Origin of the sequence: Nocardioides ginsengisoli, from assembly GCF_039537225.1 — a bacterium.
GTDB classification, from domain to species: domain Bacteria; phylum Actinomycetota; class Actinomycetes; order Propionibacteriales; family Nocardioidaceae; genus Nocardioides; species Nocardioides ginsengisoli.
On record NZ_BAABAC010000003.1, the window covers coordinates 21,829 to 44,377 of the forward strand.

Here is a 22,549-nt window from a genome sequence, read left to right on the forward strand (position 1 = left end):
CACCTCTTTCATCCACCGCCCGTCCCATGGCCACTCGCGTCCTGCGCGCGGCCGTTTGGGATGTGACGATGACGATCCACAAGCTCTCGGCGGGGTCGGGGTACGAGTATCTGACCCGACAGGTTGCGGCGCTCGACACGACGGAGATGGGGGCCACTCCCCTGGCTGACTACTACTCGGCGAAGGGCGAGTCTCCCGGGCGCTGGGTCGGCTCAGGGCTCGTCGGCGTCGACGGCCTGGAGGTCGGCGACGTGGTGACAGCAGAGCAGATGAAGCACCTGTTCGGCACCGGATCGCACCCGCTCACGGGCGAGCCGCTCGGGGCGGCGTACAGGGTCTACGACAACTCCGGTATCGACGGGTTCAACGCCGAAGTCGCCAAGCGAGTCCGCGCCACGGGCGAGTCGCGGTCGCCGTACGACGTGCTCGCACGTGTGCGCAGCGAGGTCGCCCGGGAGTACTTCGTCGCCGAGCACGGACGGGAGCCGGCAACCGCCCGGGAGCTGTCCGATGCACTGGCTCGCTACTCCCGGCCGCGGCAGTCGGCGGTGGCCGGGTTCGACCTGACGTTCTCGCCCGTGAAATCGGTGTCCGCGCTGTGGGCGGTCGCGCCTACCCAGGTCGCCCGTGCGATCGAGGATGCGCACGATGCAGCGGTGGCCGACGCCCTGGCCTTCATCGAGCGCGAGGTGCTGTTCACCCGGGAGGGGCGCAACGGTGCCCGACAGGTCGAGACGCGTGGGCTCATCGGGACGGCGTTCACGCACCGCGACTCCCGTGCGGGCGACCCTGATCTGCACACCCACGTCGCGGTCGCCAACAAGGTCCAGACGCGCTCGGGCAAATGGCTCTCGATCTACGGCAAGGTCCTGCACGAGCACGTCGTCGCCGCGTCGGAGACCTACAACACCGCTCTGGAGCGGCGCCTGGTCGAGGCGCTCGGAGTCAGGTTCGTCGAGAGGCCCGGAGCCAGCGGAGATCGCAAGCGGCCGGTACGGGAGATCGAAGGCGTCGCGGCGGACCTGTGCGAGCGGTGGTCGCAGCGGCGGACCTCCATCACGGCGCGGCAACGCGAGCTGGCGCGCGAGTTCCGAACGAAGCACGGACGCCCACCAACACCGGTCGAGTCTGTGGCGCTGGCACAGCAGGCCAACCTGGAGACGCGCGAGGCCAAGCACGAGCCCCGGTCGTACGCCGACCAGCGCCAGACCTGGCGGAGCGAGGCCGTCGGCGTACTCGGCTCCGAGCGGAATATCGAGTCGATGGTGTCGAGGGCCCTTCGTCCGATGCCGCGACGGGAGCAGCAGGTCACCACCGCGTGGATCCACACAGCCGCCGAGCGGGTAATCACCGAGGTGGAGTCGCGCCAAGCCACCTGGCAGGTATGGCACCTACTAGCCGAGGCACAGCGCCAGTTGCGCGGCGCCGCCGTACCGGCTGACCGGGTGGCTGAGGTCGCCGAGTGGATCGTCGACGACGCGGTCAGTCGCCTGTCGATCACCCTGACGCCGGAGCTTGATCCGATCCACGAGCCGTCTGCGCTGCTACGCACGGACGGCACCAGCGTCTACCGGCACACGGGCCGGGTTCACTACACCAGCCGTCGTGTGCTGGAGGCCGAGCAGCGCATCGTCGACGCTGCCGGGCGCTTCGACGGCCTCGCGTGGTCTGCCGACGACGTGAGGCTGTCGGTGCTCGCCGCGATCCTCGACGGCGTACCGCTCAACCGCGGTCAGCAAGACATGGTGACAGCACTGGCGACCAGCGGCGCTCGGGTGCAGCTTGCACTCGCGCCAGCCGGGTCGGGCAAGACGACGGCGATGCAGGTGCTGGCCAACGTGTGGACCGAGGGCGGCCACAAGGCCGTCGGGCTCGCGCCGTCCGCGGCAGCCGCTTCGGCGCTCGCCGAGGCGACCGGCATGCCGTGCGAGACGCTCGCAAAGGTTGTCCACGACGTCCGCCACGGGGTCGGCTCGTCGCTCGTGTCCAGCATCGGGCCAGGCACGCTGATGGTCATCGACGAGGCTGGCATGGCCGACACCCTCACCCTCGCGTCCGTGATCGAGTACGCCGTCGGACGCGGAGCCTCGGTGCGTCTCATCGGCGACGACCGCCAGCTCGCAGCCATCGGCGCAGGTGGCGTACTGCGCGACATCGCGTCCACCCGCGGCGCGGTCCGGCTGGACGAGCTGGTGCGATTCGCCGACCCGGCCGAGGCCGAGGCATCGCTGGCGCTTCGCGAGGGCGACCAGTCCGCGCTGGGCTTCTACCTCGACAACGATCGAGTTCACGTCGGCGACGCCGACAGCTCTGTCGATGAGGTCTTCGAGGCCTGGCAGCACGAGCGCGCCGGCGGTCGAGACTGCCTCATCCTCGCGCCGACGCGTGAGCTCGTCCGGGAGCTGAACCTGCGAGCCCAGGCTGCCCGCGGCCCAGCCGGAGCATCCGCGCCAATGGCGGATGGCTGCGCGGCCCACATCGACGACGTCGTGATCAGCCGCCGCAACGATCGACGGCTCGGCGTCAGCGGCACGGACTGGGTCAAGAACGGCGACCGCTGGCAGGTCGAGGCTGTGCGCGCGGACGGCGGCCTGGCCGTGCGACACCTCGCCTCGCGGCTCCATGCGACGCTTCCCGCGGACTACGTCGCCGCCCACGTCGAGCTCGGCTACGCCTCCACGGTGCACACCGCCCAGGGCATCACCACCGACGTCGTCCACGGCATCGTCACCGGCACGGAGGACCGGCAGCTGCTCTATACGATGCTCACTCGCGGTCGCATCGAGAACCACGCCCACCTCGTCATTGGCTCTGATGAGACGCACGCCCTACCCAGTCCGACCGACGACCGTGCGCTGACCGCGACCGAGGCGCTCGAAGGGATCCTCGCCCGCGACGGTGCCGCCGTCTCCGCCACCACAGCGCAAACGACGGGCGCTTCGCCGGAGGCCCAGCTGCACGACGCGGTCACGCGGTACGCCGACGCGGTCACCCTCGCCGCATCCATGCTGCGTGCTGACCTTGAGGACGCCGGACCCGGACCCCTCCCCTGGCTGCCGGGCATCCCCGAGGTTGTGGCCGACCATCCGAGCTGGGGGCCGTACCTGTCCGCGCGCTCGCGTCGAGCCAGCGCGCTGGCTAGCGAAGTCGCCCGACGCGAGAGGTTGCCGCGCTGGACGACGCGATACGGCGACGTCCTCACGGCCGAGCTACGGCGAGAGCTCGCCGTCTGGCGTGCTGGCACCGGCGTACCCACCGACGAGCGCAGCCTCGCCGGACCTTCACCGCGCGACGATGACGAGGCGGTGTACCACCGGAACCTCACCAACCGGATCAACGCCCGTTACGGCGAAGCGCTCCACGCCTGGCAAGAGCGGATCGTCGCGTACGTCGGGCATCGCGACGAGCAGACCGGCCAGTTGGCGAGGTATCTCGACGGGCTGCAAAGGAAGGGTGTCGACGCCGAGCGGGTGCTCGATCTCGCCGTCGCCCGGAAGCCGCTGCCCGTGGACCACCCGACTGCCGCCCTCGCCTTTCGGGTGAAGGACCTCGTCGCACGGCGACCCCGGCGCACGGCTCCAGTCGATGACCTCCGTCGCACGACTCCTTCGAGCAGCGGACCTGCTCTTGGGCTCTAATGACTGGCCGTTCGCTTGGAATGTATATCCTTGGTGGATACACTCCAAGCATGAAGTCGAAGGATGCTCTCCGCATGCTCGCTGAGGTCACCGCCTACCAGTGGGGCATGGTGACCTCGGCTCAAGCCAGCATGCACGGCATCACGCGCCTCGACCTCTCACGACTCGCCACTGACGGCCAACTGGAACGCGTCGCCCACGGGGTCTACAAGGACGCCGGTGCTCCCTCCGGCCCGTACGACGATCTCAAGGCAGCCTGGCTCAGCACCGAGCCGAAAACGATGGGCGAAGCGCGGATCAAGGACCTCGCCAACGGTGTCGTCGTAGCAGGTGAGTCCGCTGCCGACCTGCACGGCATCGGCGACCTCCGCGCCCTGCGGCACGAGTTCGTCTCCCCCGCGCGCCGGCAGAGTCAGCGCAGCGCCATCCGCTACCGCCAGCGCACGCTTGACCCCCGCGACGTCACGCTCGTCGATGGCCTGCCGGTCATGACGATGGAGCGCACGATTGTCGACCTCGTCGAAGAGGTGGGCGACCTCAGCCTTGTCGCCGACGCACTCCGCGACGCCTCTCGCAAGCGGGACCTCGACCTCGATCGGCTTCGATCACTCCTCGCTCCCCTCGCCCAGCGCAACGGACTCAAGAAGGGTGATGGAGCCGCCCTGCTGGATCGGCTGATGGAGATCGCAGGCATCGACCCGGAGGCTGTCGCGCGTCGAGTCGCTGCCGACGCGTCGCTCGGCTCTCGGGTCGCTGCGAGCTACTTCGTTGGCCTCAGCAAGGAGGACCTCGATCGGCTCGTCATGACTCCCGAGATGCAACAGACCATGCGCTCGATCCAGGAGTCGGTCGCCGCAACAATCCGGAGTTCGATGGCTCCTCAGCTCGCCGACATCAACGCAACTATGGAGCGCGTGAGCGCCGAACTGGTCAAGAACGCAGGTCTCGACGAGGTCGCGCGCCAAATCTCAGCACAACTCGTCAATAGCGACGTCATGGAGAAGATCAGCCGCGGATGGGCCACCGCCCTGAGCGACAGTATCGCGGTCAAGCCGGAGACGCTTGCCGCCATTCGTGAGACCCAGAAGGCGGTCACGCGTGGCTGAGCCCGAGCCCTACTCCACTCCTCGCGGCGTCGAGAACGCGATCAAGGACGCCGCGAGGAGGGCAGCTGCTGCCGATCCGTCACTCGACGTCAACAAGCGGATCCAGCTGGAGTATTTCAACCGCTTTCTGAGCCGCGTGTTCTCCGAGGCCGAGGACTCCGAGTGGGTGCTGAAGGGCGGCACGGGCATGCTCGCCCGAGTACCTTCGACCCGCGCCACTCGGGACATCGACCTGTACCGCCGCGGCTTTACTCTCACCCAAGCCCTCGACGACCTGATCCGTCTGGCAGCGATCGACCTTGGCGACCACTTCCGGTTCCAGTACGTCAGCCACACCCAGTCGATCGGCAACGACACCCAGCCCTACACCGACGGCTACCAGGTCAGGTTCGAGATCTTCATCGGGCTCAGCACCAAGGGCTCGCTGCAGGTGGACCTCGCCGTCGGTACCGGGATCACCGGAGAGGTCACCACGACCGACCCGGCGAACACACTGGAGCTGCCGCGTCTCATCAGCCACCAGTACCGCCTCTACCCCGTCGTCGACCAGATCGCCGACAAGGTCTGCGCGACCATGGCCGAGTACAACGAACGCACGTCGAGCCGCGAGAAGGACCTCGTCGACCTTGTCGTGTTCGCGACCACGCAGGACATCGACGGCACCGCGCTGCGAGTCGCCATCGTTACCGAGACACGCCGACGCCAGATGGAGCCGTTCGACAGCTTCGCGGTGCCCTCCGCATGGGGAGCCGGCTACGCGAAGCTGAGCAAGCCTGTCCCCCACTGCGCCGACTACCGCACCGTGGGCCTCGCCGCCGATCTCGCGAAGCGCCTCATTGACCCCGCGCTCTCCGGCAATGCCGATGGCAAGACCTGGTCGCACGAGACGCAGTCCTGGGCCCAAGGCCAGGCGTCAGAGCGCTAGCCCGCTTTGACGGGCGACCTCTCCCAGCCTGTCGAGCGCATTCGCGGCGTGGCGTCGGATCGTCCGGGGCCGCGAGCGCGTGATCCTCACTGACCAATTGGGCGACCGACGGCGTCGTCAGCCCAGCCCTGCCACGCCGAAGGGGTGCATCCGCAAGGTTGGCCGCGAGAGCCAGATCCAGGAGCAAGCCGCGGTCCTGGTCGGACAGCGCTCCTGAGTCGAGAGCCCGTCGCAGGAGCTCGATGAGCTGCTCCCGTGGCTCCTCAGCGTCCGGTTCCTCGGCCGGGGTCGTCTCGTCGTACCGCTCGATGAGGACCGAACTCGCCCACGTGGGATCGCGACGCTTGGCCAGCTCGCCCAAGCCGAGCTCGGCCATGGACTCGCGCTCAACACGCCTGAGGATGGTCGTCGCGACGTACCTGTCGTCGGCCGGATCGTGCTCGCAGATCTGGATCCACAGTTGGCCGGCGACGACCTCGTCGATCGCGTCGGTGAGCCGGCGCAGCCGACCGGCGACCAGCGAGGCGCCAGGTACCAGCAGCCAGGCAAGTGCGACGTACGCACGCGGATCGTGCTCGGCCCGGCGACGAAGCCCTGCGAGTACGGCGTCCCGCTCGATGGGCGTCGAGTGCTTCAACCAGCGCGGCAGATCCGCAAGGTGGTCGACTACGTCCAGCGCCCGCTCAACGTCCTGCCACCGAAGCCACTCGGCGCGTACTTCCTGCATATTCGGGGCGTCGAGGTCATCGACGCCCAGGCACTTCGCAACGCTCATCACGCTGCTCCTTTCTGTCGGCCCAGGGGTGGGCGACAGGTAGGTGTGCAGGGACTGCCAGATCGCGAAGAATAGATCTGGCTGGATATGTACGATGCTGGTGTGGCGAACTGGAGGCCTCAGCCGAAGACGGTGATCGAGGAAGCCCGCTTGGCGAGCGGGCTGGGCCAGGCCGAGCTCGCTGCCCTTTCCGGGACCTCACAACCGACACTCTCGGCATACGAGCGCGGCAAGAAGACGCCTGGCCTCGCGGTGGCGGAGCGCATCGTGAACGCCGCCGGCTGGAACATCGCCCTCCAGCCACGAGTCAGCTTCACCGAGCACCCAGCGCCACCGGGATTCCGATTCCCCTTCACCATCCCCGACCGGCTCTGGCGGCTCGAAGCCCCAGCCTGCTTCCGCACGATCAAGTTCTTCGACCTGATCAACGAGGACAACGACAAGTTCTGGTGGGACCTCTCGCTCCGGGCCGACCGCAAGCTCGTCTACGAGCGACTCCTCACGTACGGCGACGAGGGGAGCCTGCGCCTCTACCTCGACGCCGCACTCCTCATCGACCTGTGGCCCGAGATGAACTTGCCCGAGCCGATGCGCACCCACTGGGCCGCGATCATCGACGCAGCCCTTAGAGCGCCGATCCCCGCCGAGCACGAGCTGGGTCGCTACGACGAGGACACTCGGCGCACGCCCGTCGACGTAGTCAGGCACGCAACGTCGTAGGCCGAGGAGGTCCCGGGCCCGATTGCCCGGTGCGTGTCGGAGGATCCCGCTAGCGTGTCCCACGAGCAAGCGAGGGAGCAGCAATGGCGAAGTACTCGGTGACGCAGTCCGCTGTCACGCAGTTGTTGGCAGACGTGAAGAGCGACCGGATCGCGATCCCGGAGCTCCAGCGTCCGTTCGTCTGGGACAGCGTCAAGGTCCGTGACCTGATGGACTCGCTCTACAAGGGCTACCCAGTCGGCTACCTGATCACCTGGCAATCGGTGGGCGCCAAGCTCAAGGGCGGCCAGGTCGCCGCTCACCAGCAGATCCTGATCGACGGCCAGCAGCGCATCACCGCCCTCAGGGCGGCAGTCGCCGGCCTCAAAGTGATCAACAAGCGGTACAAGTCCGTCCGGATCACGATCGCCTTCAACCCGATCACCGAAGAGTTCGCGACGCTGACCCCGGTTATCCGGAAGAACCCACAGTGGATCGCCGATATCAGCGAGTACTTCAACTCCGAGTCGCCGCTGTCCTTCGCCCGCGAGTACCTCGAACGCAACCCCGACGTCGACGCCAAGATCTTCGAGACCAACCTCGCCCACCTCGGCCGGATCCAGAACGCGCAGATCGGCATCATCGGCCTCGCCGACGACCTCGACGTCGAGACCGTGTCCGAGATCTTCATCCGGATCAACTCCAAGGGCGTCCCGCTGAGTAGCGCCGACTTTGCGATGAGCAAGATCGCGACCTACGGCGACCGGGGTCGCAACCTCCGCAAGCTCATCGACTATTTCTGCCATCTCGCCGTCGCTCCGCACGCGTACGCCGACATCAAGGAGAACGACACCGAGTTCGCCGAGACTCCGTACCTCAAGGCCATCAGCTGGCTGAAGGACGAGGCCGAGGATCTCTACGACCCTGAGTACGGCGACATCATCCGCGTGGCTGGCCTCGTCGGATTCAGCCGCGGCAAGGCGTCGAGCATTGTCAGCGAACTTTCAGGCCGCGACCCGGAAACGCGCAAGGTCGACGAGGAGCGCATCCCCGTCGCCTACGACAAGCTCGAGCGCGCGCTGCTTCAGATCGTCAGCAACTACCACTTCGACAACTTCCTCATGCTCATCAAATCCGCGGGCTTCATCACTCCGGGCATGGTGAACTCGAAGAACGCGCTGAACTTCGCCTATGCCCTCTACCTCCGCCTGCGCGAGGACAAGGCGATGCCCGAGGGCGAGCGGAAGCGCATCGTGAAGCGCTGGTTCGTGATGTCGATGCTCACCGGGCGGCACTCCGGCAGTTTCGAGTCCACGTGGGAGCAGGACATCCGCCGGATCGGAGAGCAGGGTGCTGCCAACTACCTCAAGCAGATCGAGGAATCCGAGCTCTCCGACGCCTTCTGGGCTGTCACCCTTCCTGCTGCGCTGGAAACGACCAGCACGGTCAGCCCATTCTTCCAAACGTTCCTCGCCGCGCAGGTCACCACGAACGCGCGCGGGTTCTTGTCGAAAGGCATCACGGTCGCGGCAATGCACCAACAGTCCGGCGACATCCACCACATCGTCCCGAAGGACTACCTGCAGAAGAACGGCTACCCCGACCGCGGTGACTACAACCAGGTCGCCAACTTCGCGCTGACCGAGACGTCGATCAACATCAGCATCAGCAACAAGCCGCCGATGCAGTACATGGCGGACATGGCCTCGCAGATCGAGTCGGGCGTACTGACCCTGGGCGAGATCACCGACGCGACCGACCTGGCCGCCAACCTCGCGGAGAACGCCGTCCCGGCGAACCTCGTCGAAGTCACGGCCGGGAGCTACAAGGAGTTCCTGGTTCAGCGTCGGAAGCTCATGGCGGCCGTCATCCGCGACTACTACCAGGCGCTCTGATCAGGGAAGACGTGACCTTGGTGAAACCCGTCGGCGCGTTCACGCCACTCCTGCCGGGGATTGGCTTCTCCGGCTACAGGTCCTTTGCGGAGTGGCAAGAGTTCTTGTTTCCCACCAAGGTCACGGTCCTTGCGGGGGGTGAACAACAGCGGCAAGTCCAACGTTCTCCGGTTCTTGCAGCACGTGCTGCCGAAGGTAGGCGCCAGTGGGGGCAACCCCACCCAGCCGCCAAGTCGCCCACAGCTCGACGACCTGGACCGCCCTCGGGGTTTTCAAAACGAAGCGCCACTCGAGATTGGGATCCCAATTCCGCTCGGGGCCTTCGGAGACCCCCAGGACCCGGCGAATCGAAACGGTCGGGTCAACCCGCAAGATCTCAACGGCTTCCGCGAGGGCGCGATGGCGCTCCTGGCAGAGGATGGCTGCTATTGGTCGCGCTTCGTGCTCGTCGACAATCAGTTCGTCTCGAATCCCGCTCGTCGCGACCAGGCGATCTCCGGTTGGCCCAACTGGCAGAATTCTCACTTCGACCAGGCCCTCCGCACTCTCGGGGGCGGCGTCGTCAACGCCGAAAACGTCATGGAGCGGATTCTGATCTCGATCGGTGGGTTCTCCGAACTGCCGCCCGTGGTAACGATCGCCAGCGCCCGCCGAGTCGAAGCGACCGAAGACGATCAGCCCGACTGGCTTTCGGGGCGAGGCATCATCCGCGCGCTCGCCACGCTGCAAAGCCCGCCTCATGACCAGTGGGCATCCGCTCAACCCCGGTGGGCCGCGATCAATCGGTTTGTGCGGACAGTCCTCGGCGACCCAGCTGCGTCACTCAACGTCCCCTTCGACTTCTCGACGATCCAGGTCGAGACCCCGCAACGCGTACTCCCACTGGCGAGCCTGGGCAGCGGCGTCGAGCAGGTCATTGTGCTGGCAGCAGCCGCGACCGTGACCTCGCGATCGCTGGTCTGCCTTGAGGAGCCCGAGACCAACCTGCATCCGCTGTTGCAGAAGAAATTCATGCGGTACCTGACCGACGAGACGGACAACCAGTACGTGATCGCGACCCACTCGTCTCACCTCCTCGACGACGACCGAGCCACGGCGTACCACGTACGTCTCACCCAGAGCGGAAGCGTTGCGCGATTGGCCAAGAGGCCCCACGAGCTTGTCGAGATCTGCCACGACCTGGGCTACCGGCCGTCGGACCTGCTCCAGGCCAACTGCGTCGTATGGGTGGAGGGTCCTTCGGACCGCATCTACGTCCGTCGGTGGCTCGAGCTATTGGATCCGTCGCTCGCAGAGGGCATCGACTACTCGATCATGTTCTACGGCGGAAAACTCCTGTCCCACCTGACGATGAGCGAGGATGCTCTTACCGACTTCATCAGCCTTCGTCGCCTTAACCGGGCAAGCGCCATCCTCATCGACTCAGACAAGACGAACAGTCGCCAACACATCAGCGCCACCAAGAAGCGGATCAAGGACGAGTTCCTGGCCGACGACCCCGCACCTGGGCTGGCGTGGGTGACGAAGTGCTACACGATCGAGAACTACGTCCCGTTCGAGATTCTGAAGCGTGCAGTCGATGCGGTGCATCCTGCGATGACAGTAAGTGAGGCGAGCCAGTGGCAGAACCCCCTACGCGGCCGCTCCGACGGCCCGCGCTTCGACAAAGTCTCGATCGCGAGCGCGTCAAGCGAACTTCTCGCCGACGAGCACCTCGACGTCTACGACCTGCGTGCGCGGGTGACTGAGTTGCGGGACTTCATCCGGGCATCGAATGGCCACTCAACGGCCCCGAGCTAGAGAGATCCCGAGGTGTCTGAATACCCAAAGCCCTCGGCAAGTACCGCAGTGATACCGCAGGAGAACCATCCGATGCCGAAATCAGCCATCACGGGTCAACCGGCCAGAAGGGCGTTTGCCCAGGTCAGACCGCATTTCCCGAGATTTCCAACAACGCCCAACACCGCTTAGGGTGTTCGAGCTCTATTACGACATTTAGGTCGTAAATTGATCGAATTACTCATATTCGATCAACGATGGCCCCGGACTCCCCGGGGCCATCGTCATCTCGAGGAGCAGGTCACCGAGACGGCGCCGACTGGACCCCCGTCGCTCCGGCTCCCCTGTTCGCCGCGGCCACGACGAGCGGTGTCGCGTCCTCACGGCCACCTGGGTCTGGGCCGCGAACCGAGATCACCGAGACCCGCATCGATGGCGGCACTCAGGTTGTCGAGCGCCGCGGAGAAGACCCGTGGAGCCCGGGACGAGGATCATCCCGACGAGCGTTCAGGACGCTCGCGATCCTGACGTCCTGGGACACCCAGACCGACGTGGGAGTGAGCAGGGCGAGGGTCCCGAGGGTCCCCGCCGTGCCGGCCCAAGCTGCCTCCGCCCGGAGTGCAGGACAGCGGCCTGCTGGGTGCCGATCTGCTCGGGATAGCCGAGGAGACGCGGCGTGTATGCGCCGGCAAGCTCCTCCACCGGGCCGGGTTCGGGCGTGTTCGCCCGGAGGGGGTAGCTCGTGCCGCGTTCGAGTCGGCGCCAAGGACGACCTTGCGTCAGTCCTCGCCTCGGCGCACCCGGGCCCCGGTCAAGTCACTTGAGGGCGGGTGTCGCCCTCGTTCTCCCATGTCGCTTCCTCAGACTCCGCTCCCCTGTTGGAGGGACCGGCCCTCGCGGCGACGAGCAGGTCGGCGGCCGAGAGGAGGTTGCGTTCGTCGGTGGCCGCGTCCATCAGGGTCCGTGCGGTCGCGGTGTGTGTGCTGCTGGGGATCACGAGCAGTTCGAGTCGCTCGCGCGAGGAAAGAATGACGGTCACCAGGTGGGTGTCGTCCTCGGGGAACGAGCCGACCTTGACGAAACCGCGCTGAGCCTTGATCCGGCGGGTGGACGGTCGGTCGGGCTCGGCGTCCCAGTCGGGCCGGGAGAACAGCAGGCGCGCCGGGCGGCCGATGTTGCTCGGGAAGTTGTCGATCAGGTCGGCGCACTCGACCTGGAGGTCGCGCGACTGGGCCCACCAGGCCCCGTCGAGACGCCGGGTCGATGAGCTGGGGTTGAGCGAGATCCTCAGCGGAACTCGGTCGGTGGTGGTCATGGGGTTGCCTTCTCTCGTGGTGCTGACGCTCCAGGTGCGGCCAGTCCAACCTGGTGGAGGTGCCCCAGCGCCAGCCGGTACGACGCGAGCAGGGTCGTCTCGGCATAGGGGATCCCTCGCGCCTGGCAGTGCTGACGCACGACCGGCCGGGCGAGCCTGAGGTTGGGGCGCGGCATGCTAGGAAACAGGTGATGCTCGATCTGGAGGTTGAGCCCACCGAGTGCCAGGTCGACGAAGGGGCCGCCACGGATGTTGCGCGAACAGATCACCTGGCGCAGCAGCGGGTCCGCGGCTTCCTCCGCCGTGGGCACCGGCATTCCCTTGTGAGACGGGGCGAACGAGCAGCCGAGGTAGACGCCGAGCACCGCCTGGTGGACGACCACGAACACGATCGCCTGGAGCCAGGTCAGGGCGCTGACCACGAGCGCCAGGTAGAGCACAAGGTGGCCGAACAGCAACAGGCCCTCGGCCGATCGGTGCGCTATGCCGGGGCGCAGCAGCGCGCGCACGCCCTCGGCCCGCAGGTTGAACCCCTCGAGCGTGAGCAACGGGAAGAACAGGGCGGCCTGGTGCCGGGTCATCCAGGCTGGCCCACCGCGGCGTTCGCCCGCCTGGTCCGCGCCGAAGACGAACACGCCGGCGGCGACGTCCGGATCGGACTCCAGGTCGTTGGGGTGCGCATGGTGCGCGTCGTGCTTGGCAGTCCACCATCCGTAGCTGAGGCCGTTGAGGAGGTTGCCGAATGTCAGGCAAAGCGCCGTCGTGAGCCGGCGGCCGCGGACGATCTGGCGATGGGCGGCGTCGTGGGAGAGGAAGGCGATCTGTGCCGAGACGACACCGAACGCGGGCGCGAGCAGGAGAGCCCACCACGAGTCGCGCAGCAGGAAGAGGACCAGCACCAGGACGGCGAGCGCCGCCAGGGCGAGGGCGCCGAGTCGGGCGTAGAAGGCAGGTCTAGGGTGGAGGAGTCCCCGTCGCCGGATCTCCCGCACCAACTCGCCGTAGTCGCTGCGGAGCACCGCGCCTCGAGGATCACTGGTCGACATGACTACTCCCGGATGTCGCAGATCGCGCCGCCGGGGTCCGAGGTGGCCTTATTCGTCGAGGCTACCCCTGCATTCCTAAGGGCAGAGGGGTGAGCACGACGTGACGACGACGACGCAGATCCTCGCTGCCATCAGAGCGCGGCACCGCGACGGAAAGCCATTGACCGACCAGCTGTGCATCGACTGCGCACAGTCACTCAGGCTGGCCGGTGTGGGGATGACTCTCACGAACGCGGCCGGTCAACAGGCGGTCATTGGCACGTCGGGCGCCGTCGCCTCCCGTCTTGAGGAGATCCAGTTCGATCTTGGCGAGGGGCCGAGCCTGGACGCCTCGCGCTACGACCGCACGGTCGGCAGCGACGACCTCGGTGACGGGGTGCTGCTGCGCTGGCCGGCTTTCGCCCCGGCCGCGCTGGCTGCTGGGATCAGCGCCGTCACCGCGGTCCCGCTCAGCGTCGGCGGGGTCCGGCTCGGCAGCCTGAGCATGTACCGCTCCGCCCCCGGTGCACTCGACGTACAGCAGCAGACGGCCGCACAGGCCTACGGGGGCGCTGCCGTCGTCGTGCTCCTCCATCTGCAGGACCGGATCCCGTCCGTCGATCTCATCCGCGACGCCCTGCACCCCGACCTCGGTGCTCCGGTGGCCCACCGCGCCGAGATCCACCAAGCGACGGGCTTCCTCTCCGTCAAAGCCTCGGTCGGCATGACCGAGGCACTGCTTCTCCTGCGCGCCCACGCCTTCGCCGCAGACCGCTCGCTGCTCGACGTTGCCCGCGACGTCCTCGCGGGACGGCTGCGCATCCACCCAGAGGAGAGCGAAGATGATTGACACAGACACGGCCCGCCAGGCCCTGGTCCGCGACAGTGGAGGCGAAGACCATGACAAGTGAGCAAAGGCTGGCGCAGGTCTTCGTCGAGCTCGCCGACACCCTCGTCGACGAGTTCGACACGCTTGACTTCCTCTCCACCCTGACCGAGCGGAGCGTCGAGTTGCTCAATGCCGATGCCGCCGGCGTGATCCTGGCCGACGCCCGCGGCGTCCTGCACGTGGTCGCCTCCACGAGCGACCGGGCCCAGCTCCTCGAGCTACTCGAACTGCAAAACGACGAGGGCCCGTGCCTCGACTGCCTCCAGAGCGCGCGTCCGGTCGTCAACGTGGGCGGCGGCGAGTCCCGGGAGCGGTGGCCGCGGTTCAGCACAGCCCTCGCCGAGGTCGGCTTCGCGTCAGCCCACGCGATCCCCCTGCGCCTACGCGATTCCGTGGTCGGTGCGATGAACCTGTTCTGCGCGGCCGACTCCCACCTGAGCGAGGACGACGTCGCCATGGGCCAAGCGCTCGCTGACATCGCGACCATCGGGCTCCTCCAGGAGCGCGCCGTCCGCCAGTCCGGGCTGATCGCCGAGCAACTCCAGACCGCACTCGACAACAGGGTCCTGATCGAGCAGGCCAAGGGAGTGCTCATGGCAAGCGCCGAGATCGACGTCGACCAAGCATTCCGGTTGATGCGCGACTACAGCCGCCGCAACAACCACCCGGTCAAGGACGTCGCCCGCCAGGTCGTGACCCGCACCTTGAGCGTGGAGCACCTACGCCGCTCCTGACGCGGCGCGAACCTGATCGAAACAGCAACCCATCTGAGACAGCTCATCGGGGGCAGCTCGTCAAAAGCGGTTCTCTCCTCCCGCAACGTCGCGGCTCATCACCGCATCCAGTGTCTACACCGGATCACTACGCCCGGCACCGATCGATCACACCTCACGCGTACTGCCCAGTCGAGCTCCTCGTCTCCTCGGCTGCCGTGTCGAGGACGACGGCCGCCGCGACCCGGGCCCACGACACCACCAGTGTTGCGTCGTTGTCCGAGCCAGGATCGAGGACCTTGAGCACTCCGGTCGTCTCGTTGCCGACCTGGGAGATCTGCGACCGGACGTCGTCCTCCATACCCGCGGCGATCCTCCACCGCTGGGTCCAGCCGCTCCCGTAAAGCATCAGGTAGGACACGGGCTACCTTCCTAACCGGAATGACTGTGCCACGGCGTGGGGCCCCCACCATGTCGTGCCGTTGTCGATCCAACGATCAGCAGGATCGACATCGGGATGTTCTGTGACATGGTCAAGAATGTCCGCAGCGCAATGCTTGTTTCCGTGCGTCGACGCGGCCAGCAGAGCTTCCGCGCCCTGGTCATCGGTGAAGTCGGGCGGGACCACGAGCAGGTAGAACACGGCTCGCTCTGCTGTCTTGAGCCTCACGACGTGATCGTCGGCTTGAGGAAGCCAACCCACCTTCACATAGCCATCGGCGACAGCGACACGCGTCGGTGCCACGGCCCAATCCGGGCGCGACACCGAGACCCACCCCACCTTGCCGAACCGCGCCGGGAAGTGGTCGACCAGATCGGTCAACTCGACCACCAGGTCGTGGCTACGAGGCCACCATCCGCCATCCACACGGTCTCGTCCGGGGCGCTCCACCATCCGGAGTCGCAACGAACCACGCGCGGGCGAGGAAGCATGGACGGGATTGTTCGACGTCGTCATGACGTCCGCCTCTCGGACTGCTCCACGCCGGTAGGGTCCGGAACTGGGCAGTCACCACCACTCTACGCCTGACTGACCAACCGCGCGGTCGAGCGGCCAGAGCCCAGACTGGCAGGCCGCGCCTCCGGCTGCTCGGGAGTGCCCGTCGGGTAGATACTTCTCACCGTCCCTGATCGCGATGGCACGACCCAGTTCCGCACCCGCCGTACAGACCCTGCCTTGAACCCGACGCTCCGCGAGCTCCTAGCGCACCGTGAACTGAGGTGATATGAAGGTCGATACAGACCCGCCTGGACCCCGCGAGTTTCTTCGTGTTGGAACGCCAGGGGGAATCACATGTCCGAGCTGTCGGAGCTGTCGGAGCTGTCGGAGCTGTCGGAGCTGTCGGAGCCAACGCCGACGACAACTGGTCGATCCCCACAACAACCAGAACGCGTTCCGCCCCCTCACGCACTGCGACACGGCGCGACGACCGCGGAGGCAGTGCGGCACGGCCACAACCGGCGACCTGTGCGGATCACCGTCATCGACCATCACGTTCTCTTCGCTGACTCTCTCGCGATGGCACTGGACCCCGAGGGCTTCATCGTCACGGTGATCGACCCTGGTGAGCAGCACGCGTCGCTGGCCGCCGTGCTGGCCGCCGCACTACGTAGCGCTGGACGGCTCGTACTACTCGAGCATCGCCTGGGGCCGGTGGGCGACGGACTCCGACTCGTCGCCCCACTGACTGCATCCGGGGCGACAGTGGTGCTCCTGACCGACACCACCGACCGGGCCCGATGGGGGGCTGCGATACACCTAGGCGCCAAGGACGTCCTGCACAAAACGTGCTCGCTGAAGGAGCTGGTGGACACCGCCCGACGAGTCCGTGACGGTCTGCCCCTGATGAGCCGAGAACAGCGCGCCACCTTGATCGAGATAGCACGCGCCGACCGGGACGAGTCGCAGGCCATACGAGCCCGACTGGACCGGCTAACCCGATGCGAGACGGAGATCCTCGGCGCACTGATGAACGGCGACCCGGTCCAAGACATCGCCCGCACGAACGTCGTCGCGGTCGCGACGGTGCGGACCCAGGTCAAGTCGATCCTGAGCAAACTCGAGTTGCGATCACAGATCGCAGCCGTCGGCGCCGCTCACCGGGCAGCCTGGCGCCCACCCAGCTCACCCCGGAACCCATCGCGGGCGTTGCCGGCATGACCACCTGGCTATGGATCCTCGGAGCCCTCCTGTGGACCGCGATCATCGCCACCGGTTGGATCTCGATCGCCAGTGAACGAACCGGGCGATCCGAGCGAGCAGGTGCCCTGGTGAACCGGATGAGGAAGCCCCTAGGACAGGACCGACCTTGACCACCGGACCCATGCCACCGAGCAGCGACCGGACCCCACCCACCGGGAACCCAACGCACCCCGAGCCCCCGCCGGCGGCCAGGCCACGACGGCTCCGCACCACCCGCCTCAGCGCTGCCTGGGTCGCCGTCGGCATCGCGCTCGTACTCCTCCTACTGCTGATCATCTTCATGCTCCAGAACTCGACGGACGTCGACGTTCGGTTCCTTGGCACCGACGGGCAGATCCCTCTCGGGCTCGCCATGCTGATCGCAGCCGTCGGCGGAGGCGCCGTAGTGGCTGTCGTCGGGATCGGTCGCATCACCCAGCTGCGTCTCAAGCTCCGCCGAAACAGACGCGACAAGGTGGAGCGCGACTGAACGTGGCATTCGCAAGTCCCCCGGCAAACGGCTACCGTGCCACCGGAGATCGGGACCCGCCGAGGCTAGGAGAGATCACGCTCCCCAGCGCCGCCGTCGTCTTCCCACACACCCACCTCGAAGGGCACAACGCCATCGAAGTGGCTACGCGCCGCCTCGAGGAGAACACTTGCCGAACTCACGTTCCGCTCGTCAGCGGCTCGACGCATCAGATCCTCAGCGACATCGATCTCCGTCCCGCTGGGAATCACGAGCAGATGAAGACGCTCCCCCGAGGACGTCACGACGATCAGCAGATGCGTATCGTCGGTGGGAAACGCGCCAACTGCGACGGTGCCATGGCTCGCCGTGATCATGCGCTCCGAAGCACCCTCCGCGACGGCGTCCCAGTCCGGCCGGGAGAAGAGCAGTCGGGAAGGCAGACCGACCAAGCCGGGGAGGTGGTCGACCAAGTCAGCACACTCGACCTGGAGGTCTCGCGACTGAGGCCACCACGCGCCGTCGAGCGGACCCGACGGAAACCCATTGTCGAGCAGGATCCGCAAGGGAACCCTCGCAGTCCGCCGGAACGCCGGCTCGGATGGATCAGATGCAATCATCACGCCCTCCCGGTCCAGGGAGACTCTGCCTATCCCGGCCAGGCCCCGGACTCCACCACGTTACTCCGGTCCACCTCGGGTCGCACACGCGTGGACGATCTCGCAACCTAACATGATGTTGGTCGGTGGAATCATTGCGGCAGAACGAAGGCCTGGCGAGTCCCACCGGAGTTTACGTAGACCGCTTGGGCTCGCTCCTTCTACTGCTCTGCAATGTTCGGTTTCATGCCCGCCTCTCGGCACCGGTCGTCAGGTCGCTCATCACTGCCGAAGGTGACACAGGTGCCGGCATGAGCGTTGCGCGCACCTCGATGGTAGGCGGACCTACCGGTCGACGTGCCCGCCGAAGATGGTCGCTGGCAGACGGAAGTGTCGGTTGTCGCGATCGACGACGGTGTCGATGTCCTGGTTCCGGTCTTGGCGGCGATCCGCTCAAAGGATGGCGTCGAGGCCGACGTCCTGGACGCGTTTGCAGCGTCTGGCCTCGCGCTGCCGAGGTCGGGGCCTGAGTCGCGGCTCGGGCACGGATCCGGACGGCGGCCTGGCCCTCTTCTGCGGTCAATGACGACGCGAAGGGCCCGGTCAGCACCTGGCGCTCGCAGTAGATCCGGCGCGTCTCGTTGAGCTGCGTCCGCCCCGACTGGTTCGTGCCGCTCGGCAAGAACAGGTCAGGCGCAGCAGCGCCGCGTCCTCGCTCGGCCCTTCCCGGCCCGCCGTCGCAGGCACAGCATCGTCAAGGCCCCGGGGACTGTTCGTCGCTCCCAAGAGACAATGCTCCGCTCTCTTGCGCGTCATAGGCCGAGGTCGCGGCTGGTGCTGCGTTCGCAGCGTTTCGGCGGGCGGCCTGCACGTCCAGAGAACCGGTAGCCTGTTACGACTCCGGTACGAACAACGGGCCATCTCTACAAGTTTGCGCAGGTCAGCATGGGTCGGTCAGTCAGAGTTACGACCTTTAGGTCGTAAACTGATGAATTACTCATATTCGATGACGAGATGGCCCCGGGTCTCCCCCTGGGGCCATCGGTCATTCTCGGCCGTGGCGGTCGCCGTGATCTGCGTGCTCGGGTCAGCGCGAGCCACCCGTTCACGCCAGCTCGTCGACCAACGCCTTCTTGTCGAGCTTGCCGACCGCGTTCTTCGGTAGCGACTCGAGAATGTGAATGGCCGTCGGCCGCTTGTACCCACTGAGTCGTTCCCTGCAGCGGGCCTTGAGCGCGTCCGCGTCAACCGTCGCACCGGAGCGAGCTTCGACGAACGCAACCACGACCTCGCCCCACTTCTCGTCGAGCACGCCAACAACAGCGGCCTCGAGAACGGCAGGATCTCCGCTGAGGACGTCCTCGATCTCTTTGGGGTAGATGTTCTCCCCGCCTCGGATGATCATCTCCTTCGACCGTCCGACCAACGTCAAGTAGCCGTCATCGTCGAGCCGTCCGACGTCGCCTGTCCTGAGCCAGCCATCCACGATGGTGTTGGCCGTGTCCTCCGGGCGGCCGAGGTACCCCCGCATCACATTGGAGCCACGCACGGCGATCTCACCGATCTCTCCGTGACCGAGCGCGTTCCCGTACGGGTCGAGGATCCGAACTTCCTGACCCGGGAACGGAACCCCGACAGACCCGGCCTTGCGGACGCCGTCGATCGGATTCGTGGTGGTGCCGCAGGTGCCCTCCGAGAGGCCGTAGGCCTCGACCAGCGGGAACCCGAAACGTCGCTCGAACCTGGCCAGCAGGTCCGCGGAGGCGGGTGCCGCACCGCACAGGGCGAACCGCACCGAGGACGTGTCGGGACGTACGGCGTCGGGGAGCGCGGCGAGCATGTTGTAGATGGTCGGGACCGCGGAGAAGAACGTCGGACGCTCGCGCTCGAGCACGTCGAAGAAGGTCGCCGGGTTGAACCGCTCAGCCACCACCACGCTCGCGCCGGCACGGAGGGTCATCAAGATGCTGACCACGATGCCGTTCACGTGGAAGAGCGGCAGGATCAGCAGGCACCGGTCGGCATGCGTCACCTCGTAGGCCTGCTCGCCCATGTGGGTCATGGCATCGAGGTTGGCGTGGTCGAGCATCACCCCCTTGGGGACGCCGGAGGTGCCGGAAGTGTAGATCAGCAGGGCCAGCGCCGCTGGATCATGCTGCGCCTCCACCGGCTCCCGGGTGGACGTTCGGCGCACCTGGTCGACCGAGAGCGTCGGCGCGCCCGGCGCGGAGACGGCATCGTCCTCGACGACGACCAGACCCGCCCCCGAGTCGCTGACCTGGTGTGCGGTCTCGGTCTCGGTGGCGGCGGGATTGATCGGGGTCACCGCGGCCCCCAGGCGCCAGGCCGCGAAGAGGAGGACAACGAATTCGAGGCGGTTGGTGAGCTTGAGGGCGACCACGTCGCCACTGCCGACGCCGAGCTCGGAGAGGTGCTCGGCCGCCGCGTGGACGGCCGCGAGCAGGTCCGCGTTGGCCAGGTGGGTGCTGCCGTCGGCGACGGCGGGACCGTGCGGGTCCTGGACGGCGCGGATGTCGGGAAGGCGTGCGAAGTGCATGCGTCTAGTCCTTGGAGATGCCGAGGTGCCGGGCGAGGAACGCGGTCTGGTCTTCGACGATCTCCTCGAACGGCTCACCGAGGTAGATGTCGAAGTGACCGGCGTCATAGCTCCTGATCTCGCCCTTCGGCGCCGTCCGGGCGTAGGCAAGGGTCTCCTCGGCCGGCGTGACGGAGTCGTGGTCGCAGACACAGAAGAGGATCGGCACCTTGACCTTCCTCGCCGCCTTCCCGGGCCGGTGCCAGGTGATGGTCGGCGCAACGCGCGCAGCGACCTCGTTGACGAAGGTCGTGCCTTCGGGAACGAGGGCCAGGTAGCCGGGCAGGGCGTCCGGCGCGGTCATGAGCGCCTTCTCCCCGGGCGCACCTGCCAACGTCAGCAGTCGGGGCTCCTTGCCGCGGAGAGCCGACCAGACGTCGGCCCCGACGGCCGGGAGCAGCCGCATGCTGCCGACGGGCCCCAGCGCGCGGGCGGAGGCGAGGCCATCGGTGAACGGGCACTGCGAGACGGCGGCGCGCAGCTCGGGGTGGCGCGAGGCGACGATGATCGCGTGTCCGCCCCCGAAGGAGCTGCCCCACACCGCGATACGGCTGCCGTCGACGTCACTGCGGGTCTTGGCGTGCGCGATGGCGGCGTCCCAGTCGGCCAGCTGCCGCTTGATGGAGAGCAGCTGACGCGGCTGGCCGGTGGAGTCACCGAAGTGGCGGTAGGTGAAGGCGATCGCGGCGATCCCGGCCCGTGCGAAGCGCTCGGCGAAGGCGTCCAGGCGCATCTCGCGGGTGGCGCCCAGGCCGTGGCCCAGGATCACCACCGGGGGGCGCTCGACACCGTCGGGCAGGAAGAGCCAGGCCGCGCAGGTGTCTCCGTCGGAGTCGAAGGTGATGTCGTGGCGAGTGACGTCGCGGCCGTTCCGTCCGGTCATGCGACCGCTCCCTTCGCTCCGGCACCGCGGGTGGTGCCCGTCTCGAGGACCTGCTCGTAGACGCCAGGCTGGTACAGCGGCAGTTCCCCGGAGGCCTCGGTGTTGGCCATGTAGTCGAGCATCAGCTCCTGGCCGATGTCGGAGAGCGCAGTGGCGAGGAACTCGGAGCGCTCGATGTGCAACCCCTCCTCCAGGCTCGCCGACCCCCCGAAGTAGACCGATCGCTTGATCGCCGCCCTCGACGACTTGGGGCGCGACCCGAGGTGCTCGGCGAGCTCGATCGCCCGGTCGACCACGCGATCGGGCGCCACGACGTCGTCCACGGCGCCGATCTCCAGCGCCTGGGCCGGGGTGAACGGCTCACCGGACAGGATCGCCAGCAGTCCCTGGTGGTTGCCGACGAGGCGCGGCAACCGCTGGCTGCCACCACCGCCCGGCATGATCCCGAGCAGCACCTCGGGCTGGCCGATGACGAAGTCACCATCGGCCATGACCCGCAGGTCGTTGGCCCAGCAGAACTCGGCACCGAGGCCGAGTGCGGAGCCGTTGAGGGCGGCGATGAAGATGACCCCGCTGCGGTTCATCTTGAGGAAGGTCTGGTGCACCCGCTCGAGCTGGACGGCCGGCCACAGCGGCGTCCTGCCGAGCGCGGCCTTCATGCCGCCGACCCGGTTGACCCCGCGCGCGGTGTGGGCCAGGGCTGAGGCACCACGCACACCGACGGACGGAACGGTCGCTCCGCCCTCCTGCAGCCAGCGCACCTCGGCGTGGGAGACGAACCGTTCCGGATGGGTTCCGGTGAAGACCACGGCCTGGACCGCGGGATCGCGGTCGGCCCGGTCGACCAGGGCGTCGAGCTGCTCGGCGATGTCGTTGCCGAACAGCCCCAGCGGACCGCCGTCGATGCGGGCGACCAGCACCGCGCCGCGGTCGTCGATCGCGAGGTTGCCTCGTACTTCTTGTGCCATGACCGGCCTCCGTTGCGGGTCTGCTACGGCGGCGCGGCGCCGCTTGTCCCATGACGATAACGAAGTTATCCTGAGACGACAACCCCTCGAGGA

At 67.2% G+C, this 22,549-nt stretch carries 19 protein-coding genes; 10 read left to right on the top strand and 9 right to left on the bottom strand.

The window, feature by feature from the left end; all coding sequences use genetic code 11:
- Positions 1-68: 68 nt before the first annotated feature.
- From mobF to AB4880_RS00200, 3 genes are read left to right on the top strand one after another with little or no spacing between them, the layout of a single operon-like run.
- Entirely contained in the window at positions 69-3,638 is a 3,570-nt protein-coding gene (gene mobF / locus AB4880_RS00190) for a MobF family relaxase (protein ID WP_367917171.1), read from the top strand.
- A 50-nt stretch (positions 3,639-3,688) separates the two neighbouring features.
- Complete coding sequence (locus AB4880_RS00195) at positions 3,689-4,744, top strand: type IV toxin-antitoxin system AbiEi family antitoxin domain-containing protein (protein WP_367917172.1); 1,056 nt, start codon at positions 3,689-3,691, stop codon at positions 4,742-4,744.
- Positions 4,737-5,669: a nucleotidyl transferase AbiEii/AbiGii toxin family protein gene (locus AB4880_RS00200; protein WP_367917173.1), complete on the top strand. Its 933-nt coding sequence runs from the start codon at positions 4,737-4,739 to the stop codon at positions 5,667-5,669. The genes AB4880_RS00195 and AB4880_RS00200 overlap by 8 nt, the downstream gene beginning before the upstream one ends.
- Here AB4880_RS00200 and AB4880_RS00205 read toward each other — a convergent pair.
- Complete coding sequence (locus AB4880_RS00205; RefSeq protein WP_367917174.1) at positions 5,578-6,444, bottom strand: hypothetical protein; 867 nt, start codon at positions 6,442-6,444, stop codon at positions 5,578-5,580. The two genes, AB4880_RS00200 and AB4880_RS00205, sit on opposite strands and share 92 nt — an antisense overlap.
- 102 nt (positions 6,445-6,546) lie before the next feature.
- On the opposite strand from AB4880_RS00205, the gene AB4880_RS00210 reads away from it, so the two are divergent.
- The 3 genes from AB4880_RS00210 to AB4880_RS00220 all read left to right on the top strand — a co-directional run bounded on the left by AB4880_RS00210 (position 6,547) and on the right by AB4880_RS00220 (position 10,838).
- The gene (locus tag AB4880_RS00210; protein ID WP_367917175.1) at positions 6,547-7,164 is read left to right on the top strand and encodes a helix-turn-helix domain-containing protein; all 618 of its coding nucleotides are present in this window, start codon (positions 6,547-6,549) and stop codon (positions 7,162-7,164) included.
- A gap of 83 nt (positions 7,165-7,247) precedes the next feature.
- A complete protein-coding gene (locus AB4880_RS00215; protein ID WP_367917176.1) occupies positions 7,248-9,038 on the top strand; it encodes a GmrSD restriction endonuclease domain-containing protein in 1,791 nt (596 codons plus the stop codon).
- 138 nt (positions 9,039-9,176) lie between these two features.
- The gene (locus AB4880_RS00220; protein ID WP_367917177.1) at positions 9,177-10,838 is read left to right on the top strand and encodes an AAA family ATPase; all 1,662 of its coding nucleotides are present in this window, start codon (positions 9,177-9,179) and stop codon (positions 10,836-10,838) included.
- Between the two features lie 790 nt (positions 10,839-11,628).
- Here the strand turns inward: AB4880_RS00220 and AB4880_RS00225 are convergent.
- Both AB4880_RS00225 and AB4880_RS00230 read right to left on the bottom strand, forming a co-directional pair.
- The gene (locus tag AB4880_RS00225; protein ID WP_367917178.1) at positions 11,629-12,132 is read right to left on the bottom strand and encodes a DUF5994 family protein; all 504 of its coding nucleotides are present in this window, start codon (positions 12,130-12,132) and stop codon (positions 11,629-11,631) included.
- Complete coding sequence (locus tag AB4880_RS00230; RefSeq protein ID WP_343052560.1) at positions 12,129-13,151, bottom strand: fatty acid desaturase family protein; 1,023 nt, start codon at positions 13,149-13,151, stop codon at positions 12,129-12,131. Before AB4880_RS00230 ends, AB4880_RS00225 begins: the two co-directional genes overlap by 4 nt.
- Positions 13,152-13,278: 127 nt before the next feature.
- Between AB4880_RS00230 and AB4880_RS00235 the strand changes: the two genes are divergently transcribed.
- The gene (locus tag AB4880_RS00235; protein ID WP_367917179.1) at positions 13,279-14,007 is read left to right on the top strand and encodes an ANTAR domain-containing protein; all 729 of its coding nucleotides are present in this window, start codon (positions 13,279-13,281) and stop codon (positions 14,005-14,007) included.
- Positions 14,008-14,042: 35 nt separating this feature from the next.
- Positions 14,043-14,780 (top strand): GAF and ANTAR domain-containing protein, encoded by a 738-nt coding sequence (locus tag AB4880_RS00240; RefSeq protein ID WP_367917180.1) that lies wholly within the window; start codon positions 14,043-14,045, stop codon positions 14,778-14,780.
- 154 nt (positions 14,781-14,934) lie between these two features.
- On the opposite strand, the gene AB4880_RS00245 is transcribed toward AB4880_RS00240, so the two are convergent.
- Complete coding sequence (locus AB4880_RS00245; RefSeq protein WP_367917181.1) at positions 14,935-15,180, bottom strand: hypothetical protein; 246 nt, start codon at positions 15,178-15,180, stop codon at positions 14,935-14,937.
- 3 nt (positions 15,181-15,183) lie between these two features.
- The gene (locus tag AB4880_RS00250) at positions 15,184-15,717 is read right to left on the bottom strand and encodes a DUF5994 family protein (RefSeq protein WP_367917182.1); all 534 of its coding nucleotides are present in this window, start codon (positions 15,715-15,717) and stop codon (positions 15,184-15,186) included.
- Positions 15,718-16,053: 336 nt separating this feature from the next.
- Between AB4880_RS00250 and AB4880_RS00255 the strand changes: the two genes are divergently transcribed.
- Positions 16,054-16,920, top strand: a complete 867-nt coding sequence (locus AB4880_RS00255; RefSeq protein ID WP_367917183.1) for a LuxR C-terminal-related transcriptional regulator — start codon at positions 16,054-16,056, stop codon at positions 16,918-16,920.
- Positions 16,921-17,068: 148 nt separating this feature from the next.
- Positions 17,069-17,431 carry a lipopolysaccharide assembly protein LapA domain-containing protein gene (locus tag AB4880_RS00260; protein ID WP_367917184.1) on the top strand — a complete coding sequence of 121 codons (363 nt, stop codon included), beginning with the start codon at positions 17,069-17,071 and terminating at the stop codon, positions 17,429-17,431.
- Positions 17,432-17,496: 65 nt separating this feature from the next.
- On the opposite strand, the gene AB4880_RS00265 is transcribed toward AB4880_RS00260, so the two are convergent.
- From AB4880_RS00265 to AB4880_RS00280, 4 genes are all read right to left on the bottom strand, one after another.
- The gene (locus AB4880_RS00265) at positions 17,497-18,030 is read right to left on the bottom strand and encodes a DUF5994 family protein (protein ID WP_367917185.1); all 534 of its coding nucleotides are present in this window, start codon (positions 18,028-18,030) and stop codon (positions 17,497-17,499) included.
- A gap of 1,084 nt (positions 18,031-19,114) precedes the next feature.
- The gene (locus AB4880_RS00270; RefSeq protein ID WP_367917186.1) at positions 19,115-20,674 is read right to left on the bottom strand and encodes a class I adenylate-forming enzyme family protein; all 1,560 of its coding nucleotides are present in this window, start codon (positions 20,672-20,674) and stop codon (positions 19,115-19,117) included.
- Positions 20,571-21,488 carry an alpha/beta hydrolase gene (locus tag AB4880_RS00275; RefSeq protein WP_367917187.1) on the bottom strand — a complete coding sequence of 306 codons (918 nt, stop codon included), beginning with the start codon at positions 21,486-21,488 and terminating at the stop codon, positions 20,571-20,573. Before AB4880_RS00275 ends, AB4880_RS00270 begins: the two co-directional genes overlap by 104 nt.
- Positions 21,485-22,456, bottom strand: coding sequence for an enoyl-CoA hydratase/isomerase family protein (locus AB4880_RS00280; protein ID WP_367917188.1), 972 nt, complete (start codon positions 22,454-22,456; stop codon positions 21,485-21,487). Before AB4880_RS00280 ends, AB4880_RS00275 begins: the two co-directional genes overlap by 4 nt.
- Positions 22,457-22,549: the final 93 nt, after the last annotated feature.